The sequence below is a fragment of the Modestobacter lapidis genome (assembly GCF_054780755.1).
The window spans coordinates 197,024-216,381 of sequence record NZ_BAAGVS010000002.1 but is presented as its reverse complement, the minus strand read 5'-3'; the positions used below and the strand labels follow the sequence as shown (position 1 = coordinate 216,381).

Here is a 19,358-nt window from a genome sequence, read left to right as displayed (position 1 = left end):
CGTGCGCCAGCTACCGGAGGACCTCGTCGAGGTGCTCCCCGACGCCGAGCCGCTGCTCGCCCGTGCGGCAGCGGTGCGCGCGGCCGACGACCGTGCCGGGCTGGTGCTCGTGCACGACCTGGCCGGCGAGTTCGACGCGGCGCACGCCGGCGCGCTGGCCGGGTCGCACCTGCTGGCCGGCCTTCCGCACCAGCTCGTCGCCCGGTTCGACGTCGACGCGCTGGTGGACTACCGCGGCCACCGGCCGCGGATGGTCTTCAGCGGTGACCGGTACGAGTCGATCACCTCGCCCGAGATCAACCTCTACGCCGTCGAGGACGACGCCGGCACGCCGTTCCTGCTCCTGCACGGCGCCGAGCCCGACTTCGCCTGGGAGCGGTTCACCGCCGCGGTGCGGCAGCTGGTCGACCGCTTCGGTGTCACCTCCGTGGTCGGCCTGCAGGCCATCCCGATGCCGGTGCCGCACACCCGGCCGGTCACCGTCACCGCGCACGCGTCCCGCCGCCAGCTGATCGAGTCCTACCCCGTCTACTGGGGCGAGATGCGGATTCCCGGCAGTGCCGGGGCGCTGCTCGAGCTGCGCCTGGGCGAGGCCGGCGTCGACGCGCTGGGCATCGCCGCGCACGTGCCGCACTACCTCGCCTCGGCCACCTACCCGGCCGCCTCGCTCACCCTGCTCGAGCACCTCGAACGGCTGACCGGCCTGCACGTCCCGACCGAGACGATGCGCGAGGCCGCCGAGGCCAACCGCACCGAGATCGACGAGCAGATCGGCCGTTCCACCGATAACACCGCCGTCGTGGCCGCCCTCGAGGAGCAGTACGACTCGTTCACCTCCGCCCGGGAATCCACCGGCCTGCTCGGCTCGCTGGGCGAGATGCCCAGCGGCGAGGAGATCGGTGCCCAGATCGAGCAGTTCCTGGCCGAGCAGGACCGCCGGCCCGACTGAGGAAGGACCCCGCTGCCCCCCACCGCTCGCACGCTCGCGGCGGGCCCCTGCAGCGGGGCCGGAGGGTCCACCCGAACACGGTGACGACTCGTGCACAGCACGCCCGAGGGCGGCCACCGATCGCTCGGTGACCGCCCTCAGGTGCGTGCAGTGGTCGTCAGCCGGCGACGGCGACGTGCTCGTTGGGCACGCAGTGCGTCATCGCCAGGCCGGTGACGTCACGCCGACCGTTCTTGCCGAGGTTGGCAGCGCGCTGCTGCTCCGCCTCGGACAGGGTCTGGCTCTGCAGCGGCGGCAGGCCACGGACGTCGTCCGCGGTGATGCCGAGCCCCTCGCCGACCCGCTGGCCCAGCTCGTCCTCGCAGAGGAAGAAGTGCCAGACCATGCGCTCCTGGATCTCGCGGCGGCACTGGGACAGGGCGCCGACCAGGTTGGCGACCAGGTCGTCCCGCTCCCACTGCTCCGACAGCAGGTAGCGCTCGCCGGCCTGCTGGTAGTCGTTCGTGCGCGGGATCCGCTTGCGGGTGACCCGGCCGACGATCTCCGGGCCCTGCTCGTCGTGCGTGGGGTACGTGCCCTCACGCAGGCCGCCGGTGATCGACGGCTCGTAGTTGACGTGCGGGTTCGCCCCGTTGTCGTCCACCCCGTAGGCCATCGGCCCGCCCTGCTGGTTGGTGGCGACCCGGGCGTTCTTGGCCGAGTTCACCGGCAGCTGCAGGTAGTTCGGGCCGACCCGGTAGCGCTGGGTGTCGGAGTAGGAGAACGTCCGGCCGACCAGCATCTTGTCGTCGGAGAAGTCGAGCCCGTCGACGAGCACGCCGGTGCCGAAGGAGATCTGCTCGTTCTCGACGAAGAAGTTCTCCGGCATCCGGTTCAGCGTCATGGTGCCGACCTTGCGGAGCGGGAAGATCTCCTCCGGCCAGACCTTGGTGTCATCGAGCGGGTCGAAGTCCAGCTCCGGGTGGTCGTGGTCGTCCATCAGCTGGACGTGCAGGTCCCAGGACGGGAAGTCGCCGGCCTCGATGGCGTCGTAGAGGTCCTTGGTGTGCGCCCCCAGCTGGCCGGCCTGCACGGCGGCGCCGTCGGCCGCGGTGTAGGACTTCACGCCCTGCTTGGGCAGCCAGTGGTACTTGACCAGCTGGGTCTCGCCCTGGGCGTTGACCCACTTGTAGGTGTTCACCCCGAAGCCCTGCATGTGCCGGTAGGTGGCCGGCAGGCCGCGGGGGCTGAACACCAGGGAGACCATGTGCATGGCCTCGGGGGTCTGGCTGAAGAAGTCGAACGCCCGCTCGGCCACGTTCGCCTCGAAGGTCACCGGGTCCGGCTTCTGCGAGTGGATGAAGTCGGGGAACTTGATGGCGTCCCGGATGAAGAACACACCCAGGTTGTTGCCGACGAGGTCCCAGTTGCCGTCCTCGGTGTAGAACTTCACCGCGAAGCCGCGCGGGTCGCGGGCCATCTCCGAGGAGTCCCGGCCGCCGGCAACGGTGGAGAAGCGGATCGCCAGGTCGGTCTTCTTGCCCTTCTCCGAGAAGAGCTTCGCGCGGGTGTACTTGCTGATCGGCTCGTCCCCGACGGTCCCGTCGGCCTCGAAGTAGCCGTAGGCGGTGACGCCGCGGGCGTGCACGACCCGCTCCGGGATGCGCTCCCGGTCGAAGTGGCTGATCTTCTCGAGGAACTGGTAGTTCTCCAGGGTCGCCGGGCCACGTGCGCCCACCGTCCGCTGGTTCTGGTTGTCGTAGACCGGGTGACCCTGACGGTTGGTCAGGACCGGACGGTCATCATTGGCGGCGGATGCCTGCGATGCGACGTCGGTCATGCTCCCACTCCCTCTCCGATGGCAGTTGCTGTTCCGTACCCGTGCTGCCTGCGCGCGACCTGGCAGTCGGCGCAGAGCCCCCAGAAGACGACCTCGGCCTCGTCGACGACGAAACCCGCTGCAGCCGAGGGGGTCAGGCACGGGGCCGCCCCCACGGCGCAGTCGACGTCGGCGACCGCACCACACTCCCGGCACACCAGGTGGTGGTGGTTGTCGCCGACCCGCAGCTCGTACAGCGCCGGCCCACCGGCCGGCTCGATCCGGCGGGCCAGACCGCCGCCGACCAGCGCCTTCAGCACCCCGTAGACCGCCTGCGGCGAGATCGACGGGTGCACGGCACGGGCCGCGGTGGCGATGGTGTCGGCGTCGACGTGCGGGTGCCCGGCGAGCACGTCGAGCACGGACAGCCGGGGCCGCGTCACACGCAGCCCGGCATTCCGCAGCCGGTGCTCCCAGGTCGTCTCCATCGGTGCCCACTCAACACCGTTGTCTTGACTAGGTCAAGAGAAGGACCCCTGCCCCCCACCACTCGCAAGCTCGCGGCGGGCCCCTGCAGGGGGCCATGGGGGCCTCGCTTCAAGCGAAGACGATGGTCTTGGCGCCGTCGACGATGACCCGGTCCTCCACGTGCCAGGTGACCGCCTGGGCTAGCACCTGCCGCTCGACGTAGCGACCCACCCGGCGCATGTCCTCGACGGTGGCGCGGTGGTCGATCCGGGCCACCTCCTGCTCGATGATCGGGCCGGCGTCGAGTTCCGGGGTCACGTAGTGCGCCGTGGCCCCGATCAGCTTCACGCCGCGGTCGGCCGCCGCCTGGTACGGGTTCGCGCCGACGAACGCAGGCAGGAAGCTGTGGTGGATGTTGATCAGCCGCTCGGGGAACCGGCTGCAGAAGTCCGCCGAGACGATCTGCATGTAGCGGGCCAGCACGACCAGGTCGACGTCCCCGATCAGCTCCAGGGCACGCGCCTCGGCCGCCGCCTTGGTCTGCGGGGTCACCGGGACGTGGTGGAAGGGAACGCCGTGCGCCCGGGCCACCGGTTCGAGGTCGGGATGGTTGGAGACGATGACGGCGATCTCGGCCCGCAGGTCACCGGCGTCGACCCGGTACAGCAGTTCCTGCAGCACGTGGTCGGCCCTGGACACGAAGACCGCCAGCCGCGGCCGGTACGCCGCCTCGGTCAGCCGCCAGGTGAGCGAGAACTCCCCCGCCAGCTCCGCGAGGGCCGCCTCCAGGTCGGGACGGCGGGCGGTCAGCCCGGCGAGGAAGAACTCCAGCCGCAGCGTGAACGTGCCGCCCGAGGGATCGGAGGAGTGCTGCTGCGAGTCGATGATGTTCGCCCCGGCATCGGCCATCAGCCCGCTGAGCGCCGCCACGATCCCGGGCCGGTCGGGGCACCGGACGACGAGACGGCCGACGTCGGAGGAACGGGCATCGCGGGGAGCAGGGGCGGACACGCCGCGCATCGTGGCAGAACCGCGGCCCCGGCCCTGCTGCAGGGTCCCGCCGCGAGCGTGCGAGCGGTGGGCAGCGGGGTCCTTCTTCAGCCGGCGGGCAGGTCGACCCGGCGGCGGGCGTCGACGTCGAAGAGGTCGCCGTGCTCGGCCACGCGCGCGAGCACCGCGGCGGTGTCGAACCGCAGGGTCGCGGGGTCGGTGCCGGCCCGGACATCGTCCACCTCGTCCCAGCCGATCGGCGTGGACACCGTGGCACCCGGCCGGGCGCGCAGCGAGTAGGGCGCCACCGTCGTCTTCGCGGTGTTGTTCTGGCTCCAGTCGACCAGCACCTTGCCCGGCCGCAAGGCCTTCTCCATCCGCCAGACCACGTCGTCGGGCGTCTGCCGGGAGAGCTCCTGGGCCAGCGCCCTGGCGTAGCGGCTCGGGTGGTCGCGGTCCGCGCACCGGATCGGCGCGTAGACCTGCAGCCCCTTGGAGCCCGACGTCTTCACCACCGGGTCCAGCCCGTCGGCGGCCAGCCGCTCCCGCAGCCGGGCGGCCACGTGGGCGCACTCCAGGACCCCGGTGCCCGGCCCCGGGTCCAGGTCGAGCACCAGCAGGTCGGGCAGCTCGGCCTGCCCGCCGTCGTCGACCCGCCACTGCGGGACGTGGATCTCCAGCGCGGCGAGGTTGGCCGACCAGGCCAGGTCGGGTACCGCCGACAGCAGCACCATGTCCAGGGTCTCCCGGCCCTTCGAGCTGCCCGGGGAGGGGATGGTCACCCGCTGGACCCAGGGCGGGGCGTGCCGGGCGCTGTTCTTCTCGAAGAAGGCCTTGCCGTCGACACCGGAGGGCCAGCGGGTGAACGTGACCGGCCGGTTCGCCACGTGCGGCAGCAGCACCGGCGCGATCTGCACGTAGTACTCGATGACCTGCGCCTTGGTGAAGGACACCTCGGGGAACAGCACCTTGTCGAGGTTGGACACCTCCAGCTGCCGGTTCTGGATCTGCACCCGCTGACGGCTCATGGCTCCCTCACCACGTCGGCCGGGAGGAGGTCCGCGCGGAGGCCGCGCCACGAGGGGTGGCGCAGCCGGCCCTCGCGGGTCCACTCGGTGAAGGCGACCTCGCCGACGAGGTCCGGGTCCACCCACTGCGCGTCCCGGGTCACCTCGCGGGGCAGCGCGCCGACGAACGGCGACGACGACCGCGGGGTGACGATCCGCTCCAGCTCGGCCAGCGCCGTCGCGGTGAACCCGGTGCCGACGTGCCCGGCGAACACCAGGTCGCCGCGGTCGTCCGGCACCCCCAGCAGCAGCGAGCCGATGCCCCCGGCCCGCCGCCCGGCACCGGGCCGCCAGCCGCCGACGACGACCGCCTGGGTGCGGATGTTCTTCACCTTGCGCCAGTCCGGGCCGCGCCCACCGGGCCGGTACGGGGAATCCAGCCGCTTGGCGACGACGCCCTCCAGCCCGTTCTCGCGACTGGCGACCTGCACCCCGTCACCCACGCCCGGTACGTCGCCGCGGAACCACGGCGTGGTCACCCACCGCTCGCCCGCCGGGCCGAGGGCGTCCAGTCGGTCCCGCCGCGCCGTGTAGGGCAGCGGCAGCAGGCTCTCCCCGTCCAGGGCCAGCAGGTCGAAGACCAGGTAGCTGACCGGCGCGGCGGCGGCCAGCCGCGCGACCTCCGGCCCGGTCCGGTGCATCCGCCCCTGCAGCGTGCCGAAGTCCGGCCGCCCGGCGGCGTCGAGGGCGACCACCTCCCCGTCGAGCACCGCGTCGTGTCCGGCCAGCGCGGCGGGCAGCCGGCCGAGCTCGGGATAGGTGGCGGTCACGTCGTTGCCGCTGCGCGCCCGCAGGGTGAGCGCGCCGTTCCGGACGTGCGCCAGGGCGCGGACGCCGTCCCACTTGAACTCGTAGCCCCACCGCAGGTCGTCGGCGCGGGGCAGCTCGCCGATCGCCGCCAGCATCGGCGGCAGGTCCTCCGGCGCCCCGGCGACCACCGGCCGGCCCGACGCGGGGTCGGGGGGTGCCGCCGGAGCCGCCTGGTCCCCCGGCGGAGCCGTGTGGTCGAGCTTGCGCACGTTCCAGGTGCCGTCGGGCAGCCGGAACAGCACGTACCGGCCGGACAGCCGGCCCCCGTCGAAGGCGACGGTGACGTGGTCGTCGGCCCACTTCTCGGTGGCGTAGCGGCCGGCGTCCCAGATGGTGACCTCACCGCCGCCGTACTCGCCGGCGGCGATCGTGCCGGCGAAGGAGGCGTACTCCAGCGGGTGGTCCTCGGTGGGCACGGCGAGCCGGTTCAGCCCCGGCCGGGTGGGCGGCCCCTTGGGCACCGCCCAGCTCTTCAGGACGCCGTCGCGCTCGAGCCGGAGGTCCCAGTGCACCCGCTCGCCGGCACGGCCGCGGGGGGTGTGGTGCTCCTGCACGACGAACGTGTCGTCGTCGCCGACGGGCAGTGGACGACCGGCGGCCGGGACGGGCTCGGCGGTCCGGTCCGGATCCCGCCTGGCCCGGTAGGTGGCCAGCGGGTCGGCGGGCCCGGGCGTCGGGCGGGCGCGCGGTGGCATGCGGGCGGGGTCGCCGGGTCAGGCGGTCTTGCGCGGGCGGGACGTCCGCTTGGCCGGCTTGGCCGCGGCGTCGTCGTCGGCCGCCTTCTCGGCCGGGGCCTTGGCCGCCGCCTCCTTCGCCGGCGCCTTCCTGGCCGGCGCCTTCCTGGCCGGCGTCTTTTTGGCCGGCGCCTTGGCGGCGGCGGCCTTCTTGGCGGGGGCGCGCCTGGCCGCCTTCGTCTCCTCCTCGTCGCCGTCGCCGTCGCCGTCGGCACCGGCGTCGGCCGGCGCGGCGCTCGCGGCCGGTGCTGCTCCCCCGGCCCGCTCGACGCTGCGGCGCAGCGCGCTCATCAGGTCGACGACCGCCGCGCCGTCGGTGTCCGCGGCCTCCGGCGCCTGCTGCACCTCACCACCGGACTGCTTGGCCTCCAGCAGTGCCTGCATCGCCTCGCGGTAGTCGTCGGTGAAGGCGGTGGCGTCGAAGTTCCCGGCCATCGTCGAGATCAGCGACTCGGCCATGGCGAGCTCCTGTGGGCGGACCGGCACCTCCTCGTCGAGGAAGCCGAAGTCGGGACGGCGGATCTCGTCCGGCCAGCGCATCGTGTGCAGCACCAGCACGCCGTCCCGCACCCGGAGCGCGGCCAGCGACTCGCGCTGCCGGATGGCGATCTTGGTGATCGCCACCTGGCCGGCGTTCTCCAGGGCGGTCCGCAGGAGCACGTAGGGGCGGGTCGCGACCCCGTCGGGCTCGAGGTAGTAGGTCTTCTCGAAGTGGATCGGGTCGATCTGCTCCTGGTCGACGAACTGGAGCACCTCGATCTCCCGCGTCGTGGTCAGCGGCAGCTCGTCGAAGTCGGCGTCGGTGAGGATCACCAACTGGCCGTCGGGCAGCTCGTAACCCTTGGCGATGTCGCCGTACTCGACCTCGTCGCCGTCCACCGAGCAGACCCGCTTGTACTTCACCCGCCCGCCGTCGGTCCTGTGCACCTGGTGGAACCGGATGTCGTGGTCCTCGGTGGCCGAGTACAGCTTCACCCCGATGCTGACCAGCCCGAAGGAGACCGCGCCACGCCAGATGGACCGCACGACTGCCTCCTGTCCACGCGCCGTCACCCGCGACGGCACGACAAGATCGCAGGATAGGTCCGCACCGGGCCGTCCGGCGCGGCGAGCGCCCTGCTCAGCGGCTCATCCCACCCCGACGAGGCAGATCAGGACGCTGCGTCGCCGCCCGGCTGCAGTGCGCCGTTCTGAATGGCGTCGTAGCCGAACTGCAGGACGTCCGACCCGGCCACCATGGTCATCGTCAGCGCGGCCAGCCGGGTGGCCCGCGGCGCGGCGACGTAGCCCAGGACGAAGCCGGTACCGACCCACTGCGCCAGGCAGAACGGGCAGGTGACCAGCTCGCCGACGGCATGCTTGACGCCGCCGTGCTCCCGCACCTCCTCCGCGACCTCCGCCTCGCCCGAGGTGCCCTGGTAGCTGGTGAAGGGCGCCCGGACGGGCGCGGTGACCGGGTCCTTGGCGATCCGCCGGGCCAGCCGGAAGGTGCCGATGGTCAGCAGGACGGCGTCACCGAGCGGGATCCGGGCCGGCAGCTCCCTGCCCGAAGCCCGGATGGCCGCCGCGGCCGCGCCGACCAGGCCGACGTAGACGCCCATGGCGCCGAGGTCGGCGCCCAGCGGCCGCGGCTCGCCCCGCGCGTACTCCTGCTTCTGGGTACGGGCCCAACGGCGCACCGGCTCCCCGATCTGAGCAACGTCGTCTGCGATCGCCATGCACCCCCGCTACCCGGGTCGGCCTGGCCCATGCCCGGCCACGCGGGTGACCGGGCCACAGCGGCCGAAGGCATGCCGCGTCGGCCGGCGGGTAGGGCGGGACCACGACGCCGGTGACCCCGCCGGCTCCACCCGTCAGCACGACGGCGACCCGCGCACGCGCGGCAGAGGAGGACCCATGACCGAGCCCGAGGGCCAGACCGCCCGCGACATCTCCTACGAGGACGACGGCATCCCCGAGATCGCCGACGACGAGACCCCCACCTCCGCCCTCGCCGAGGACCCGGAGTTCGCGCCGGTCCCCGGGGAGCGGGCCAACGCGAGCACCGACTTCGGCACCACCGCGGTGGAGCAGTCCGCGGGCGAGCCGCTCACCGACCGGCTGGACCGGGAGGTGCCCGACGTGACGGAGCGGGACGACGTGCGCGCCGCCGAGACCCACGACCGCACGGTGCCGCAGCTGGACCAGGACGCCGACACCGACCTGGCCGACGACTCGGGCACCGACACCGTGGGCGACGACGTGCTGGCCACCGGCGAGGCCCCCACCGGCGGGGAGGGTCCCGAGGAGCGCGCGATGCACGTCACCGACGGCTGAGGGGGCGCCCCGGACGGGCTGGTGCGTCGATCAGCGCTCAACTACCTTGGTGCCGCGGTTGAGCAGCCAGCCGCTGGCCCGTCCGGAACCCCGGGTGGGTCGCGCCCGGGGCGCCACCGTGTCCTGGGCAGCCGTCGGACGGTCAGCGCAGCAGCAGTACGCTGTCCGCCGTACGGGTGCCCGTTGGGCACCGCCCCTGAGAGGAGCTGCGGTCCGTGACCTCATCTGAACTGCCCGCCGAAGGTCCGCGCGACGTGTCGGCCCCGTCCGACGGCGGCGAAGCACCCTTCGACGACGTGATCACGCTCTCGACGTCGCACGACGGCGACGGCACGGTCACCGTGACGGTGGTCGGCGAGGTCGACACCTTCACCGCGCCGGTGCTCCGCGCGTCCCTGGACACCCAGCTCGAGCAGCAGCCCACCGAGCTGGTCATCGACCTGTGTGGTGTGCAGTTCCTCGGCTCCGCCGGCCTGGCGGTGCTGGTCGAGACGCAGAAGTCGGCCCGCTCTCGTGACGTCGGGCTGCGGCTGATCGCCAACACGCGCGCCGTGACCCGTCCGCTCGAGGTCACCGGCCTGATCGACCTGTTCACGATCGCGGAGAAGTAAGAGAACCTCGCGGGCCCCTGCAGCGAGGCTTGCACGACGACGGCGCCCCTCCTCGGAGGGGCGCCGTCGTCGTAGCTAAGCGCTGAGCAGGCTGCAGACGCCGGCCTCGAGCGCCTGCTGGGCGGTCCGGTCGTCCGCCGCCTGCGCCGCCTCCGCGAGCGCACCGCAGATCGTCTCACCGTGCTCGAACCGGTCGACCACCCGTGGATCCACGTAGCTGGACCGGCACACCGCCGGGGTGTTCCCGAGCTGCTCGGAGACCGTCTGGTAGGCCTGCCGGACGAGCTTCTTCCGCGCCGTCCGGCTCTTCGGCGGCGGGGCCTCGGCCAGCGTGGCGGCCATCAGCACCGTCGCCGTCCAGGTGCGGAAGTCCTTCGCGGTGATCTCCGCGCCGCTGATCTCCTTGAGGTAGGCGTTGATCTCGTCGCTGGTCACGTCGTGCCAGCTGCCGTCCGCCAGGAGGTATCCGAGCAGCTCCTCCCCCTGGTCGGCCGGCCGCTCGAGGAGCTGGCGCACGACCGTGGCGGTGGCTCGGTCGATCAGCTCGACCTCCCGGTCGATGCCCCCCTTGGCGGTGTAGTGGAAGAAGACCCGCTCCCCGCGCACCTCGACGTGGTCGCGGCGCAACGTGGCCAGCCCGAAGGTGCCGTTGTCCTCGGCGTACTGCTCGCTGCCCACCCGGAAGGCGCCCAGGTCGAGCAGCCGGACGCCGCAGGCCAGCACCCGTTCGCGGTTGAGGCCGCGGCTGCGCAACGCCGCCAGCACGGCATCGCGGACGTCGGGGAGCTGATGGGAGATCTGCAGCACCCGCTCGTGCTTGGCGGCGTCCCGCTTGACCCGCCACTCGTCGTGGTAGCGGTACTGCCGCCGGCCGGCGGCATCGGTGCCGACCGCCTGGATGTGCCCGTTGGGCCAGGGGCAGATCCAGACGTCCTTCCAGGCGGGCGGGATCGCCAGCGCGCGGAGCCGGTCCAGCCGGTCGTCTCTGATGAGCACGCCGTCGGCGTCGTGGTAGGCGAAACCCCGGCCGGCCCGCCGCCGGGTCCAGCCGGGTGCGTGCACGTCGCTCCGCCGCAGTCTCACCCCGGAGAGGTGGGCACCGTAGGGTTGCCCCAAACCCGACGGGGCACCCCGTCCCACTCTCGGGTGGTTCCTGGAAGAGACCGGGACGCCGATGTTTCCCGCGCTTCGCGTCTGGGCATGGCATACCGGCACTGCACCTTCCGCCGGTGGGTCCCCCTGGCCGCCGGCGGGAAGGCAGCTGCTCGTCGCTCGTGCTCCAGCAGGGGGCGGGTGAGCCATGATGAACGGGCCCCTCCCGCCCCGGGAGCGGTGCGAACGAAGGAGCAACGACGGATGGTCGACACGACAGACGCTCCCGCCGCGGAGCGGCGTGCGGAGCGGCTGGAACTGCGGGTCCCCACCTCGCCGACGCAACTGCCCGCGGTGCGGGCCATGACCGGTGACCTGGCCATGCGGATGGACTTCGACCTCGACGCGGTGGAGGACCTCCGCCTGGCGGTCGACGAAGCATGCGCGACGCTGGCCGCGATCGCCCTGGGCGACGCCCCGCTGACGGTGGTCTTCGAGGCCACCCGCGACGCCTTGCGCATCGACGCATGGGTGCCGACGGCGCCCGACACCGACGTGCCGCGGGACGGCTTCGGCTGGGCGATCCTGCAGACCCTCGTCGATTCGGTGGACGCCGGCCCCGGCGATCAGGCGAAGGTTCCCGCAGGCGACGGCTCCCCGTCCCCGGTGGCCGGCATCGCCCTGGTGAAGTACCTGCGGCGCTACAGCCCTGTTGCCGGGTTCGGCGTCGCGGACGACGACGTCTCGGTCGCGCGGTGACCCGGGCGGCTGCAGCGCACCAGCCGGCCACCGTCGATGACACCGTCGACGCCGTCCCCGGTGCCGGACACTCCGCACCCGCTTCCCCGGCGGGCGGCATCCCGGGCCCCGAGGTCGCCGCGCTGGTCCCGGCGGACCCGCCCGTCGCCGAGCCCGCCGAGGTGCCGGCGGACCCCGTGCCCGTGTCGGAGAACCGGAGCCGCGCGGAGCGCACGGCCCCGCTGTTCGCGGAACTCGCGACCCTGGAGAAGAACGACCCGCGACGGGAGCGGCTGCGCGAGATCCTCGTCGAGGAGCACCTGCCCCTGGTTCGGCACTTCGCCCGGCGGTTCAGCAACCGCGGCGAGCCCTTCGACGACCTGCTGCAGGTCGGCACCCTCGGCCTGATCGCGGCGATCGACCGGTTCGACCCCACGCGCGGCGTGGAGTTCCTGTCCTTCGCGGTGCCCACCATCACCGGGGAGATCAAGCGGCACTTCCGCGACCAGGGCTGGTCGGTACGGGTCCCCCGCCGGCTGCAGGAGCTGCACCTGTCGCTGAACGCCGCGGTGAGCGAGCTGGCGCAGAAGAACGGCCATGCCCCCAACCCCAGCGAGCTCGCCGAGCACCTGGGCATCCCGCGCGCCGAGGTCCTCGAGGGCCTCGCCGTCGCGAACGCCTACCGCAGCAGCTCCCTGGACGAGCGGCTCTCCGGTGAGGAGGACTCCCCCACCCTGGCAGCCACGCTGGGCGAGGAGGACGCCGCGCTGGAGGGCGTCGAGTACCGCGAGTCGCTCCAGCCGCTGCTGGCCACCATCCCGGCCCGCGAACGGCGCATCCTGATCCTGCGGTTCTTCGGCAACATGACGCAGTCGCAGATCGCCGCCGACATCGGCATCTCGCAGATGCACGTCTCCCGGCTGCTCAGCCAGACCCTGGCCAAGCTCCGCGAGGGCCTGCTCAAGGACTGAGCCGCCGACGCAGGAGACGTCACCGGCCGGCCGCCCGCGAGGGTGAGCCGGCCGGTGACGTCCGCGGGCCGCTACTGCTGCGGCGGACCTGCCGGGGACTCCGGGTCGGTGTCGCCCGCCCGGTTCCGCGGGTCGGCCGCCGGCCCGCTCTCCCGCACGTCCCGTGCGACCTGGGCGAGCGGCGGTGGGGTGGGCAGGGCCGGCTCGGTGGCGATGCTGGACAGCTCGATCTTCGCCTCCGGCTGCTCGGCGGCCGGCGGCAGGTTCGAATCGAACCAGCTGCTGGTGTCCAGCGAGGACGGCGCGGTGCCGGCGCCGGCGGCTCCGGCAGAGGCGTCGACGTCGAGCCAGGAACGCCCGCCGTCCTCGCCGCCGTCGCCACCGAGCCGGGACAAACCCTCCAGCGCCTTGCTGAACTCGCTGGGCACGATCCACATCTTGTTCGCGTCGCCCTGGGCGATCTTGGGCAGCGTCTGCAGGTACTGGTAGGCCAGCAGCCCCTGGTCGGGCTTGCCGTCGTGGATGGCCTGGAAGACCGTCTCGATGGACTTGGCCTGCCCCTGCGCCTGCAGGAAGAGCGCGGCCCGCTCGCCCTCGGCGCGCAGGATCCGGCTCTGCCGCTCGGCCTCGGCCTCCAGGATCGCAGCCTGCTTCATGCCCTCCGCCGACAGGATCGCCGCCGCCTTCTGCCCCTCGGCCGTGGTGATCGCCGATTGCCGGTTGCCCTCGGCGGTGAGGATGACCGCGCGCTTGTCGCGGTCTGCGCGCATCTGCTTCTCCATCGAGTCCTGGATGGACGGCGGCGGGTCGATCGCCTTGATCTCCACCCGCGCCACCCGCAGGCCCCACGGCCCGGTGGTGCCGTCCAGGACCGTGCGCAGCTGGGAGTTGATCCCGTCCCGGCCGGTCAGGGCGCCCTCCAGGTTCAGCCCACCGACGACGTTGCGCAGCGTCGTGGTGGTGAGCTGCTCCATGCCGGTGATGTAGTTGGCGATCCCGTAGACGGCCAGCCGCGGATCGGTGACCTGGAAGTAGACGACGGTGTCGATGCCGACCTGCAGGTTGTCGGCGGTGATGACCGGCTGCGGCGGGAAGGAGATGACCTGCTCGCGCAGGTCGATGGTGGCGCGGACGCGGTCGACGAAGGGCACGAGCAGCGCCAGGCCCGGGGACAGGGTCCGGCTGTACCGACCCAGCCGCTCGACGACCTTGGCCTGTGCCTGCGGAACGATCGTGACGCTCCTGGCCAGCAACACGATCGCGAACAGTGCGATGACGATCAGGGCGATCAGTGCTTCCACGGGACGGGACTCCTGTCCTCGGAATGGTGCGGAACACCGATCTTGCCCGTCCGGGGGAATCCGGTCACGCTCCCCCCGCACCGGCTCACCCGAACGCCGTGCTCAGAAGTGGCTGACGTAGGCGATCGGGCCCTCGATCTGGACGATCCGCACCTCGTCGCCGACCTCGTACACCTCACCGTCGAGCTGGGTCCGCGCCGTCCACTCGTCCGCACCCATCCGGACCCGTCCGGCGGCGCCGTCGACCCGTTCGCTGACCACGGCCGTGCGGCCGACGTAGGTCGCGACGCCGTCGATCTGCTCGGGTGTCCGGTCGACCAGGTGCCGTTTGGCGATCGGCCGGATGACGACGAGCAGGCCGACCGAGACGACGACGAAGGCCACCAGCTGCAGCAGCACCGGCCCACCGAGGAGGGCCACGCCCATCCCGCCCAGGGCGCCGCCGGCGAACATGAGCAGCACCAGATCCAGGCTGGCCATCTCGCCGCCGGCGAACAGCCCGGCGGCGATCAACCAGAGCAACCAGGCAGGCACGTTTCGCAGTCTGGCACGGTCCGCGTCCCCGTGCCGATGCCCCGCTCGGGTCGCGCGCCTCCACCGAGGTGGCGGCGGCGTCGTAACCTCGACAGTCGTGCACGACTACCCCGCCGGCCGGTTCGCGGTCTGGGCCACTGCCTGGCTCTCCGGACGCAGCTCCTACGACAAGGCCCTCGACGCGCTCCTCGGCGAGACGGCCCACCGGGTGGTCGGCCTGCCGGGAACCACGGAGGCGGTGCCGCTGGGCTGGGCGCTGAGCGCCCTGCGTGGCCTCGGCGAACGCCGGCTGCGGCTGGTGCTGCCGGTACCCGGTGACGTCCGGGGGCTGCCGGCGGCGCCCGGGCTCGCGCCGCTCGCCCTGGAGTCCGGTCAGGCCGCGGTCGGTGAGCGGCTCGCGCTGGTACCCGAGGAGCTCGGCCCCGAGGCGGTCTCCTGGACGGCGGTGCCCCTGGTCGGCGTCCCCGCAGCGGCCCCACCGGTCGAGGGCACGCTGCGGTCGGTGTCCGGGCAGCTGGACCTGGCCGTCGGGGACGCCGCGCGCACCCTGGCCACCCTCGACCTGGCCCGGTGGAACCCCGAGGTGCCGGCACTGCTCGCCGGGCTGGCGAGGACGACCAGCGCGCCCGGGCTCCCGCCGGACCACGACCCGCTGGCCCTCTCAGTGCTCGGCCGGGCGCAGCGGCTGGCCAAGGTGCTCGACCTCGCGATGGCCGACGCCCCCGGTGCCGCCGTCACGCACACCCAGGCCGCCGCGCGCGACGAGGCGCTGCGCCCGCTGGCCCAGGCCGTCCGCGAGGCGACGGTCGCGAGCTACAACTGGGTGCCGCGATGACGTACGTGAAGTGACCCAGACCGCGGCGGAGCCGCTCCGGTCCGCGAGTGGGGGCCGGAGGCCGCCGCGATGCGGGGCGGGCAGCGGCTCAGCTCAAGCCGGGGACGGCTCCTGGCCGCGGTGTCGTCCGTCAGGACGACGATGTGCGACAAAACAGCAGCTCGCGGGGCAGTCGGTGCCCAGCCGCGGCTCTCCCCCGGCGCGGCGTTCCTGCAGCAGCTCCCGCACGGTGGCCACGAAGGCCGGGTGGGTGCCCGCCGTCGCCGCCCGGGCGAATGCCAGGCCGAGCTCGGCGGCGGTCTGCTCGGCCTCGTTGTCGAGATCCCAGATGACCTCGAGGTGGTCGCTGACGAAGCCGACCGGGAACACCACGACGGCCTGCTCCCCCGCCTCGGCCAGCGCCCGCAGATGGTCGTTGACGTCGGGCTCCAGCCACGGCACCGACGGCGGCCCGCTGCGGCTCTGCCACACCAGGTCGAACGGCCGACCGGGCGCCGCGGCGTCCACGACCGCCTGGGCCGCGGCCCGCAGCTCGGCCTCGTAGGCCCCACCCTGCGGCCCGGCGACGGCGGCCATCGACGTCGGGATGCTGTGCGCCGTCGCGACCAGCCGGGCGGAGTCGCGGAGCCCGGCCGGTAGCCGCGCCAGCGCCGCAACCAGTGCCTCGGCGTTGGCCTGCCGGAAGCCGGGCCGGTCGAAGTAGTGCGGCAGCTTCTCCGCCGTCGGGCCGGCCGGGGCTGATGGGTCCGAGGCCAGCGCCGTCCGGGCCCGGGCGACGTCCTCGTGGTACTGCCGGCAACCGGAGAACGAGGCGTACGCCGACGTCGCGAAGACGTAGGCGTGCTCGATGCCGTCCTCGGCCATCTGCCGCCAGGTGTCCTCGACGTAGGGCGCCCAGTTGCGGTTGCCCCAGTAGACGGGCAGATCGACGCCGGCGCGGGCGAGCTCGGCGCGTACCGCCTCGATGAGCGCCAGATTCTGCGCGTTGATCGGGCTGACCCCACCGAAGTGGTGGTAGTGCTCGGCGACGGCCGTCAGCCGCTCCGGTGGGATACCGCGGCCGCGGGTGACGTTCTCCAGGAACGGCATCACGTCCGCCGAGCCCTCGGGGCCGCCGAAGGACAGCACCAGCAACGCCTCGCGGCGGCCGGCCGGCGCCTGCTCCGCGGACGGCGGCCGGCCGCCGTTGTTCCGGACGGCGAGGGACGGCTCCTGGTCGGGCTGCTGGCCGGGCGGGGTGATCGAGGCACCCGCCGGCACCGGGTGCCGGGGGCGCGACAGGTCGGCGGCGGTCACCCGCCGACCGCGTGGCTCCGTCACTACACGCCTACGGCGTGGAACCCGCCGTCCACGTGGACGATCTCCCCGGTGGTGGCCGGGAACCAGTCGGACAGCAGCGCAGCGACGGCCTTGCCCGAGGGCTCGGTGTCGGTGACCGACCAGCCCAGCGGGGCACGCCCCTCCCAGGCCTCCTCGAACTGCTTGGACCCGGGGATCGACTTCATCGCCATGGTGCGCAGCGGCCCGGCGGCGACCAGGTTGACCCGCACGCCCTCCGGGCCCAGCTCGCGCGCCAGGTAGCGGGAGGTCGACTCCAGGGCGGCCTTGGCCGCGCCCATCCAGCCGTAGACCGGCCAGGCGACGGTGGCGTCGAAGGTCAGCCCGACCACGGAGGCGCGGTCGCCGAACAGCGGCCGGCACGCCTGGGTCAGCGAGGCCAGCGACCAGGACGAGACCTGGAACGCCGTCGCCGCGTGCTCCCAGGCGACCTCGGGAAACCCGTCGCCCATCGCCTCCTGCGGCGCGAAGCCGATCGAGTGGACGACGCCGTCGAGCCCGTCGACGTGCTCGCGCAGCCGGTCGGCCAGGGTCGACAGGTGCTCGGTGTTCGTCACGTCCAGCTCGACGACCGGCGCCTCCTGCGGCAGCCGCTTGGCGATCCGCTGGCACAGCGACAGCGCCCGGCCGAAGTTCGACAGGACGACGGTGGCCCCCTGCTCCTGCGCGATCCGTGCCACCGAGAAGGCGATCGACTGCTCGGTCAGCACACCGGCGATCAGGATCTTCTTGCCCTCGAGAATGCCCATCAGTGCCCCATCCCCAGTCCGCCGTCGACCGGGACGACGGCCCCGGTGATGTAGCCCGCCTGCTCGCCGGCCAGGAACCGCACCACGCCGGCGATCTCGTCGGCCTGCGCGTATCGCCCCAGCGGCACCTGCCCGAGGATCTCCTGCTGGCGCTTCTCCGGCAGCTCGGCGGTCATGTCGGTCTCGACGAAGCCCGGCGCCACCACGTTCGCGGTGATGCCGCGGCTGCCCAGCTCGCGGGCGATCGAGCGGGCCAGCCCGACCAGCCCGGCCTTGCTCGCGCCGTAGTTGACCTGTCCGGCCGAGCCGGTGAGCCCTACCACCGAGGAGATGAAGATCATCCGCCCGGCGCGGGCCCGCACCATCTTCGACGCCGCCCGCTTGGCCACCCGGTAGGCGGCGCTCAGGTTGGCGTCGATGACGTCGGTGAAGGCGTCCTCGCTCATCCGCAGCAGCAGCCCGTCGCGGGTGATGCCGGCGTTGCTCACCAGCACCTCGACCGCGCCCTGGTGCTCCTCGACCTCGGTGAAGGCCCGGTCGACCGCGGCGGCGTCGGTGACGTCGCACTGCACGCCGAACAGCCCCTCGGGGGCGCCGCTGCCGCGGTGGGTCACCGCGACCGAGTCGCCCTGCTCGGCGAAGGAGCGGGCGATGGCCAGCCCGATCCCCCGGTTGCCCCCGGTCACCAGCACCGATCTGCTCACGCGCCCACCCTCGTCGATCGCTGCGTTCGGTCCAGGTGAACCTATCCGGTGATCGGCGGTCCCACCCCCGGGGACCGGGAGCCCACCCCGGCCGCCGTTGACGGCCCCGGGAGCATTGACTCCGAACGGCGCGCCGAGCCCCCCCGTCACCCGCGGTCGCGGCTGACCACCTCAGCACATCGGAGGAACCCGCCATGAGCAGCACCGGTCCCGAGGATCTCGAGGAGATCCGCCAGCTGGCCCGGTCGGTGGCGGAAGGCCGGATCGCGCCGTTCGCCGCCGCGGTCGACGAGGAGGCGCGGTTCCCCACCGAGGGGTACCGGGCGCTCGTCGAGTCGCAGCTGCACGCCGTCGTCATCCCCGAGGCCTACGGCGGGGTGGGCGCCGACGCGCTGACCGGCGCCGTCGTCGCCGAGGAGATCGCCCGCGTCTGCGCCACGACGCAGCAGGTGTCCGGCGCCAACGAGCTGTTCGCCTGGCCCCTGCTCCTCGCCGGCTCGGCGGAACAGCGACAGCGCTGGCTGACCCCGATCGCCGCCGGGGACGCGCTGGGCGCCTTCGCCCTGTCCGAGCCGGAGGCGGGCAGCGACGTGGCATCGATGTCGACCCGCGCGGTGGCCACCGCGGACGGCTGGCGGGTGCGCGGCACCAAGCGCTGGATCACCAACGGTGGCGTCGCCGACTGCTACCTCCTGTTCGCCGTCACCGATCCCGCCGCCGGTGGCCGCGGCATCTCCGCGTTCGTCGTGGAGGCGGGCGACGCCGGCCTGTCCTTCGGCGCCCCGGAGAAGAAGATGGGGCTCAAGGGCTCCCCCACCACCGAGATCTACCTGGACGACGTCGTGCTGCCCGCCGACCGGCTGGTCGGCCGGCCGGGCACTGGTCTCCAGACCGCCTTCGGGACCCTCGACCGGACCCGGACGGGGGTGGCGGCCCAGGCGGTGGGGATCGCGCAGGGCGCCCTGGACGTCGCCGTGGAGTACGTGTCCCAGCGGCGCCAGTTCGGCCGGGCCCTGGCCGAGTTCCAGGGCCTGCAGTTCATGCTCGCCGACATGGCCGTCGCCGTGCGGGCGGCCCGGCTGCTCACCCACGCTGCGGCCGCCGAGATCGAGGCCGGCGCCGCCTCGATGGGAGCGTCGGGAGCAGCGGCGAAGCTGTTCGCCTCCGACACCGCCATGTCGGTGACCACGGATGCGGTGCAGCTGCTGGGCGGATCGGGCTACGTCCGGGACTACCCGGTCGAGCGGATGATGCGGGACGCAAAGATCACCCAGATCTACGAGGGCACCAACCAGATCCAGCGCATCGTCATCGCCCGCGCCCTGCTGGCGGCCCACGGTCGCTGACGGCGCA

General features: G+C 73.2%; 20 protein-coding genes. 7 read left to right on the top strand and 13 right to left on the bottom strand.

Annotation, left to right across the window (positions count from 1 at the left end):
* The first annotated feature begins 1 nt into the window (after position 1).
* Positions 2–949, top strand: coding sequence for a proteasome assembly chaperone family protein (locus ACYVG5_RS03665; RefSeq protein WP_222046689.1), 948 nt, complete (start codon positions 2–4; stop codon positions 947–949).
* Positions 950–1,106: 157 nt separating this feature from the next.
* Here ACYVG5_RS03665 and ACYVG5_RS03660 read toward each other — a convergent pair whose 3' ends face one another.
* The 7 genes from ACYVG5_RS03660 to ACYVG5_RS03630 all read right to left on the bottom strand — a co-directional run bounded on the left by ACYVG5_RS03660 (position 1,107) and on the right by ACYVG5_RS03630 (position 8,534).
* Positions 1,107–2,768, bottom strand: a complete 1,662-nt coding sequence (locus ACYVG5_RS03660) for a catalase (RefSeq protein WP_222046687.1) — start codon at positions 2,766–2,768, stop codon at positions 1,107–1,109.
* On the bottom strand, positions 2,765–3,235 hold the full coding sequence (locus ACYVG5_RS03655) for a Fur family transcriptional regulator (RefSeq protein WP_222046685.1): 471 nt from the start codon (positions 3,233–3,235) through the stop codon (positions 2,765–2,767). The genes ACYVG5_RS03660 and ACYVG5_RS03655 overlap by 4 nt, the downstream gene beginning before the upstream one ends.
* A gap of 109 nt (positions 3,236–3,344) precedes the next feature.
* Positions 3,345–4,235: a formyltetrahydrofolate deformylase gene (purU, locus tag ACYVG5_RS03650; RefSeq protein WP_222046683.1), complete on the bottom strand. Its 891-nt coding sequence runs from the start codon at positions 4,233–4,235 to the stop codon at positions 3,345–3,347.
* A 77-nt stretch (positions 4,236–4,312) separates the two neighbouring features.
* On the bottom strand, positions 4,313–5,233 hold the full coding sequence (gene ligD, locus ACYVG5_RS03645) for a non-homologous end-joining DNA ligase (protein WP_222046681.1): 921 nt from the start codon (positions 5,231–5,233) through the stop codon (positions 4,313–4,315).
* Positions 5,230–6,777 (bottom strand): non-homologous end-joining DNA ligase, encoded by a 1,548-nt coding sequence (gene ligD / locus ACYVG5_RS03640; RefSeq protein WP_222046679.1) that lies wholly within the window; start codon positions 6,775–6,777, stop codon positions 5,230–5,232. The genes ligD (ACYVG5_RS03645) and ligD (ACYVG5_RS03640) overlap by 4 nt, the downstream gene beginning before the upstream one ends.
* Positions 6,778–6,795: 18 nt before the next feature.
* Positions 6,796–7,842 (bottom strand): non-homologous end joining protein Ku, encoded by a 1,047-nt coding sequence (gene ku, locus ACYVG5_RS03635; RefSeq protein ID WP_222046677.1) that lies wholly within the window; start codon positions 7,840–7,842, stop codon positions 6,796–6,798.
* A gap of 125 nt (positions 7,843–7,967) precedes the next feature.
* On the bottom strand, positions 7,968–8,534 hold the full coding sequence (locus tag ACYVG5_RS03630; protein ID WP_222046675.1) for a DUF1360 domain-containing protein: 567 nt from the start codon (positions 8,532–8,534) through the stop codon (positions 7,968–7,970).
* 178 nt (positions 8,535–8,712) lie between these two features.
* Between ACYVG5_RS03630 and ACYVG5_RS03625 the strand changes: the two genes are divergently transcribed.
* Entirely contained in the window at positions 8,713–9,132 is a 420-nt protein-coding gene (locus ACYVG5_RS03625) for a hypothetical protein (protein ID WP_222046673.1), read from the top strand.
* A 215-nt stretch (positions 9,133–9,347) separates the two neighbouring features.
* Positions 9,348–9,743 carry an STAS domain-containing protein gene (locus ACYVG5_RS03620; RefSeq protein WP_222046671.1) on the top strand — a complete coding sequence of 132 codons (396 nt, stop codon included), beginning with the start codon at positions 9,348–9,350 and terminating at the stop codon, positions 9,741–9,743.
* A 75-nt stretch (positions 9,744–9,818) separates the two neighbouring features.
* Here ACYVG5_RS03620 and ACYVG5_RS03615 read toward each other — a convergent pair whose 3' ends face one another.
* Positions 9,819–10,805: a DNA topoisomerase IB gene (locus tag ACYVG5_RS03615; protein WP_222046669.1), complete on the bottom strand. Its 987-nt coding sequence runs from the start codon at positions 10,803–10,805 to the stop codon at positions 9,819–9,821.
* Between the two features lie 294 nt (positions 10,806–11,099).
* Between ACYVG5_RS03615 and ACYVG5_RS03610 the strand changes: the two genes are divergently transcribed.
* A complete protein-coding gene (locus tag ACYVG5_RS03610) occupies positions 11,100–11,594 on the top strand; it encodes an ATP-binding protein (protein WP_222046667.1) in 495 nt (164 codons plus the stop codon).
* Positions 11,591–12,544, top strand: coding sequence for an RNA polymerase sigma factor SigF (locus ACYVG5_RS03605; RefSeq protein ID WP_460682969.1), 954 nt, complete (start codon positions 11,591–11,593; stop codon positions 12,542–12,544). The genes ACYVG5_RS03610 and ACYVG5_RS03605 overlap by 4 nt, the downstream gene beginning before the upstream one ends.
* 71 nt (positions 12,545–12,615) lie before the next feature.
* Here ACYVG5_RS03605 and ACYVG5_RS03600 read toward each other — a convergent pair whose 3' ends face one another.
* Together ACYVG5_RS03600 and ACYVG5_RS03595 are read right to left on the bottom strand one after the other, a co-directional pair.
* Positions 12,616–13,845: an SPFH domain-containing protein gene (locus tag ACYVG5_RS03600; RefSeq protein ID WP_222046666.1), complete on the bottom strand. Its 1,230-nt coding sequence runs from the start codon at positions 13,843–13,845 to the stop codon at positions 12,616–12,618.
* Between the two features lie 102 nt (positions 13,846–13,947).
* Positions 13,948–14,379 carry an NfeD family protein gene (locus ACYVG5_RS03595; RefSeq protein ID WP_222046664.1) on the bottom strand — a complete coding sequence of 144 codons (432 nt, stop codon included), beginning with the start codon at positions 14,377–14,379 and terminating at the stop codon, positions 13,948–13,950.
* A 97-nt stretch (positions 14,380–14,476) separates the two neighbouring features.
* Here ACYVG5_RS03595 and ACYVG5_RS03590 point away from each other — a divergent pair, with 97 nt between their 5' ends.
* Positions 14,477–15,214: a hypothetical protein gene (locus ACYVG5_RS03590; RefSeq protein ID WP_222046662.1), complete on the top strand. Its 738-nt coding sequence runs from the start codon at positions 14,477–14,479 to the stop codon at positions 15,212–15,214.
* A 93-nt stretch (positions 15,215–15,307) separates the two neighbouring features.
* Here ACYVG5_RS03590 and ACYVG5_RS03585 read toward each other — a convergent pair whose 3' ends face one another.
* From ACYVG5_RS03585 to fabG, 3 genes are read right to left on the bottom strand one after another with little or no spacing between them, the layout of a single operon-like run.
* Positions 15,308–16,510, bottom strand: coding sequence for a ferrochelatase (locus ACYVG5_RS03585; protein WP_222046659.1), 1,203 nt, complete (start codon positions 16,508–16,510; stop codon positions 15,308–15,310).
* A gap of 23 nt (positions 16,511–16,533) precedes the next feature.
* Positions 16,534–17,301, bottom strand: coding sequence for an enoyl-ACP reductase FabI (gene fabI, locus ACYVG5_RS03580; protein WP_222046657.1), 768 nt, complete (start codon positions 17,299–17,301; stop codon positions 16,534–16,536).
* Entirely contained in the window at positions 17,301–18,005 is a 705-nt protein-coding gene (fabG, locus tag ACYVG5_RS03575; RefSeq protein WP_222046655.1) for a beta-ketoacyl-ACP reductase, read from the bottom strand. The genes fabI and fabG overlap by 1 nt, the downstream gene beginning before the upstream one ends.
* Positions 18,006–18,199: 194 nt before the next feature.
* On the opposite strand from fabG, the gene ACYVG5_RS03570 reads away from it, so the two are divergent.
* Positions 18,200–19,351 (top strand): acyl-CoA dehydrogenase family protein, encoded by a 1,152-nt coding sequence (locus ACYVG5_RS03570; RefSeq protein ID WP_222046653.1) that lies wholly within the window; start codon positions 18,200–18,202, stop codon positions 19,349–19,351.
* Positions 19,352–19,358: the final 7 nt, after the last annotated feature.

Excerpts from the sequence above, each read along its gene's own strand:
- ACYVG5_RS03660 (WP_222046687.1), bottom strand. The coding sequence starts at position 2,768 with ATGACCGACGTCGCATCGCAGGCATCCGCCGCCAATGATGACCGTCCG.
- ACYVG5_RS03610 (WP_222046667.1), top strand. The coding sequence starts at position 11,100 with ATGGTCGACACGACAGACGCTCCCGCCGCGGAGCGGCGTGCGGAGCGG.
- purU (WP_222046683.1), bottom strand. The coding sequence starts at position 4,235 with ATGCGCGGCGTGTCCGCCCCTGCTCCCCGCGATGCCCGTTCCTCCGAC.
- ACYVG5_RS03625 (WP_222046673.1), top strand. The coding sequence starts at position 8,713 with ATGACCGAGCCCGAGGGCCAGACCGCCCGCGACATCTCCTACGAGGAC.
- ACYVG5_RS03630 (WP_222046675.1), bottom strand. The coding sequence starts at position 8,534 with ATGGCGATCGCAGACGACGTTGCTCAGATCGGGGAGCCGGTGCGCCGT.
- ACYVG5_RS03655 (WP_222046685.1), bottom strand. The coding sequence starts at position 3,235 with ATGGAGACGACCTGGGAGCACCGGCTGCGGAATGCCGGGCTGCGTGTG.
- ligD (WP_222046681.1), bottom strand. The coding sequence starts at position 5,233 with ATGAGCCGTCAGCGGGTGCAGATCCAGAACCGGCAGCTGGAGGTGTCC.
- ligD (WP_222046679.1), bottom strand. The coding sequence starts at position 6,777 with ATGCCACCGCGCGCCCGCCCGACGCCCGGGCCCGCCGACCCGCTGGCC.
- ACYVG5_RS03570 (WP_222046653.1), top strand. The coding sequence starts at position 18,200 with ATGAGCAGCACCGGTCCCGAGGATCTCGAGGAGATCCGCCAGCTGGCC.
- fabI (WP_222046657.1), bottom strand. The coding sequence starts at position 17,301 with ATGGGCATTCTCGAGGGCAAGAAGATCCTGATCGCCGGTGTGCTGACC.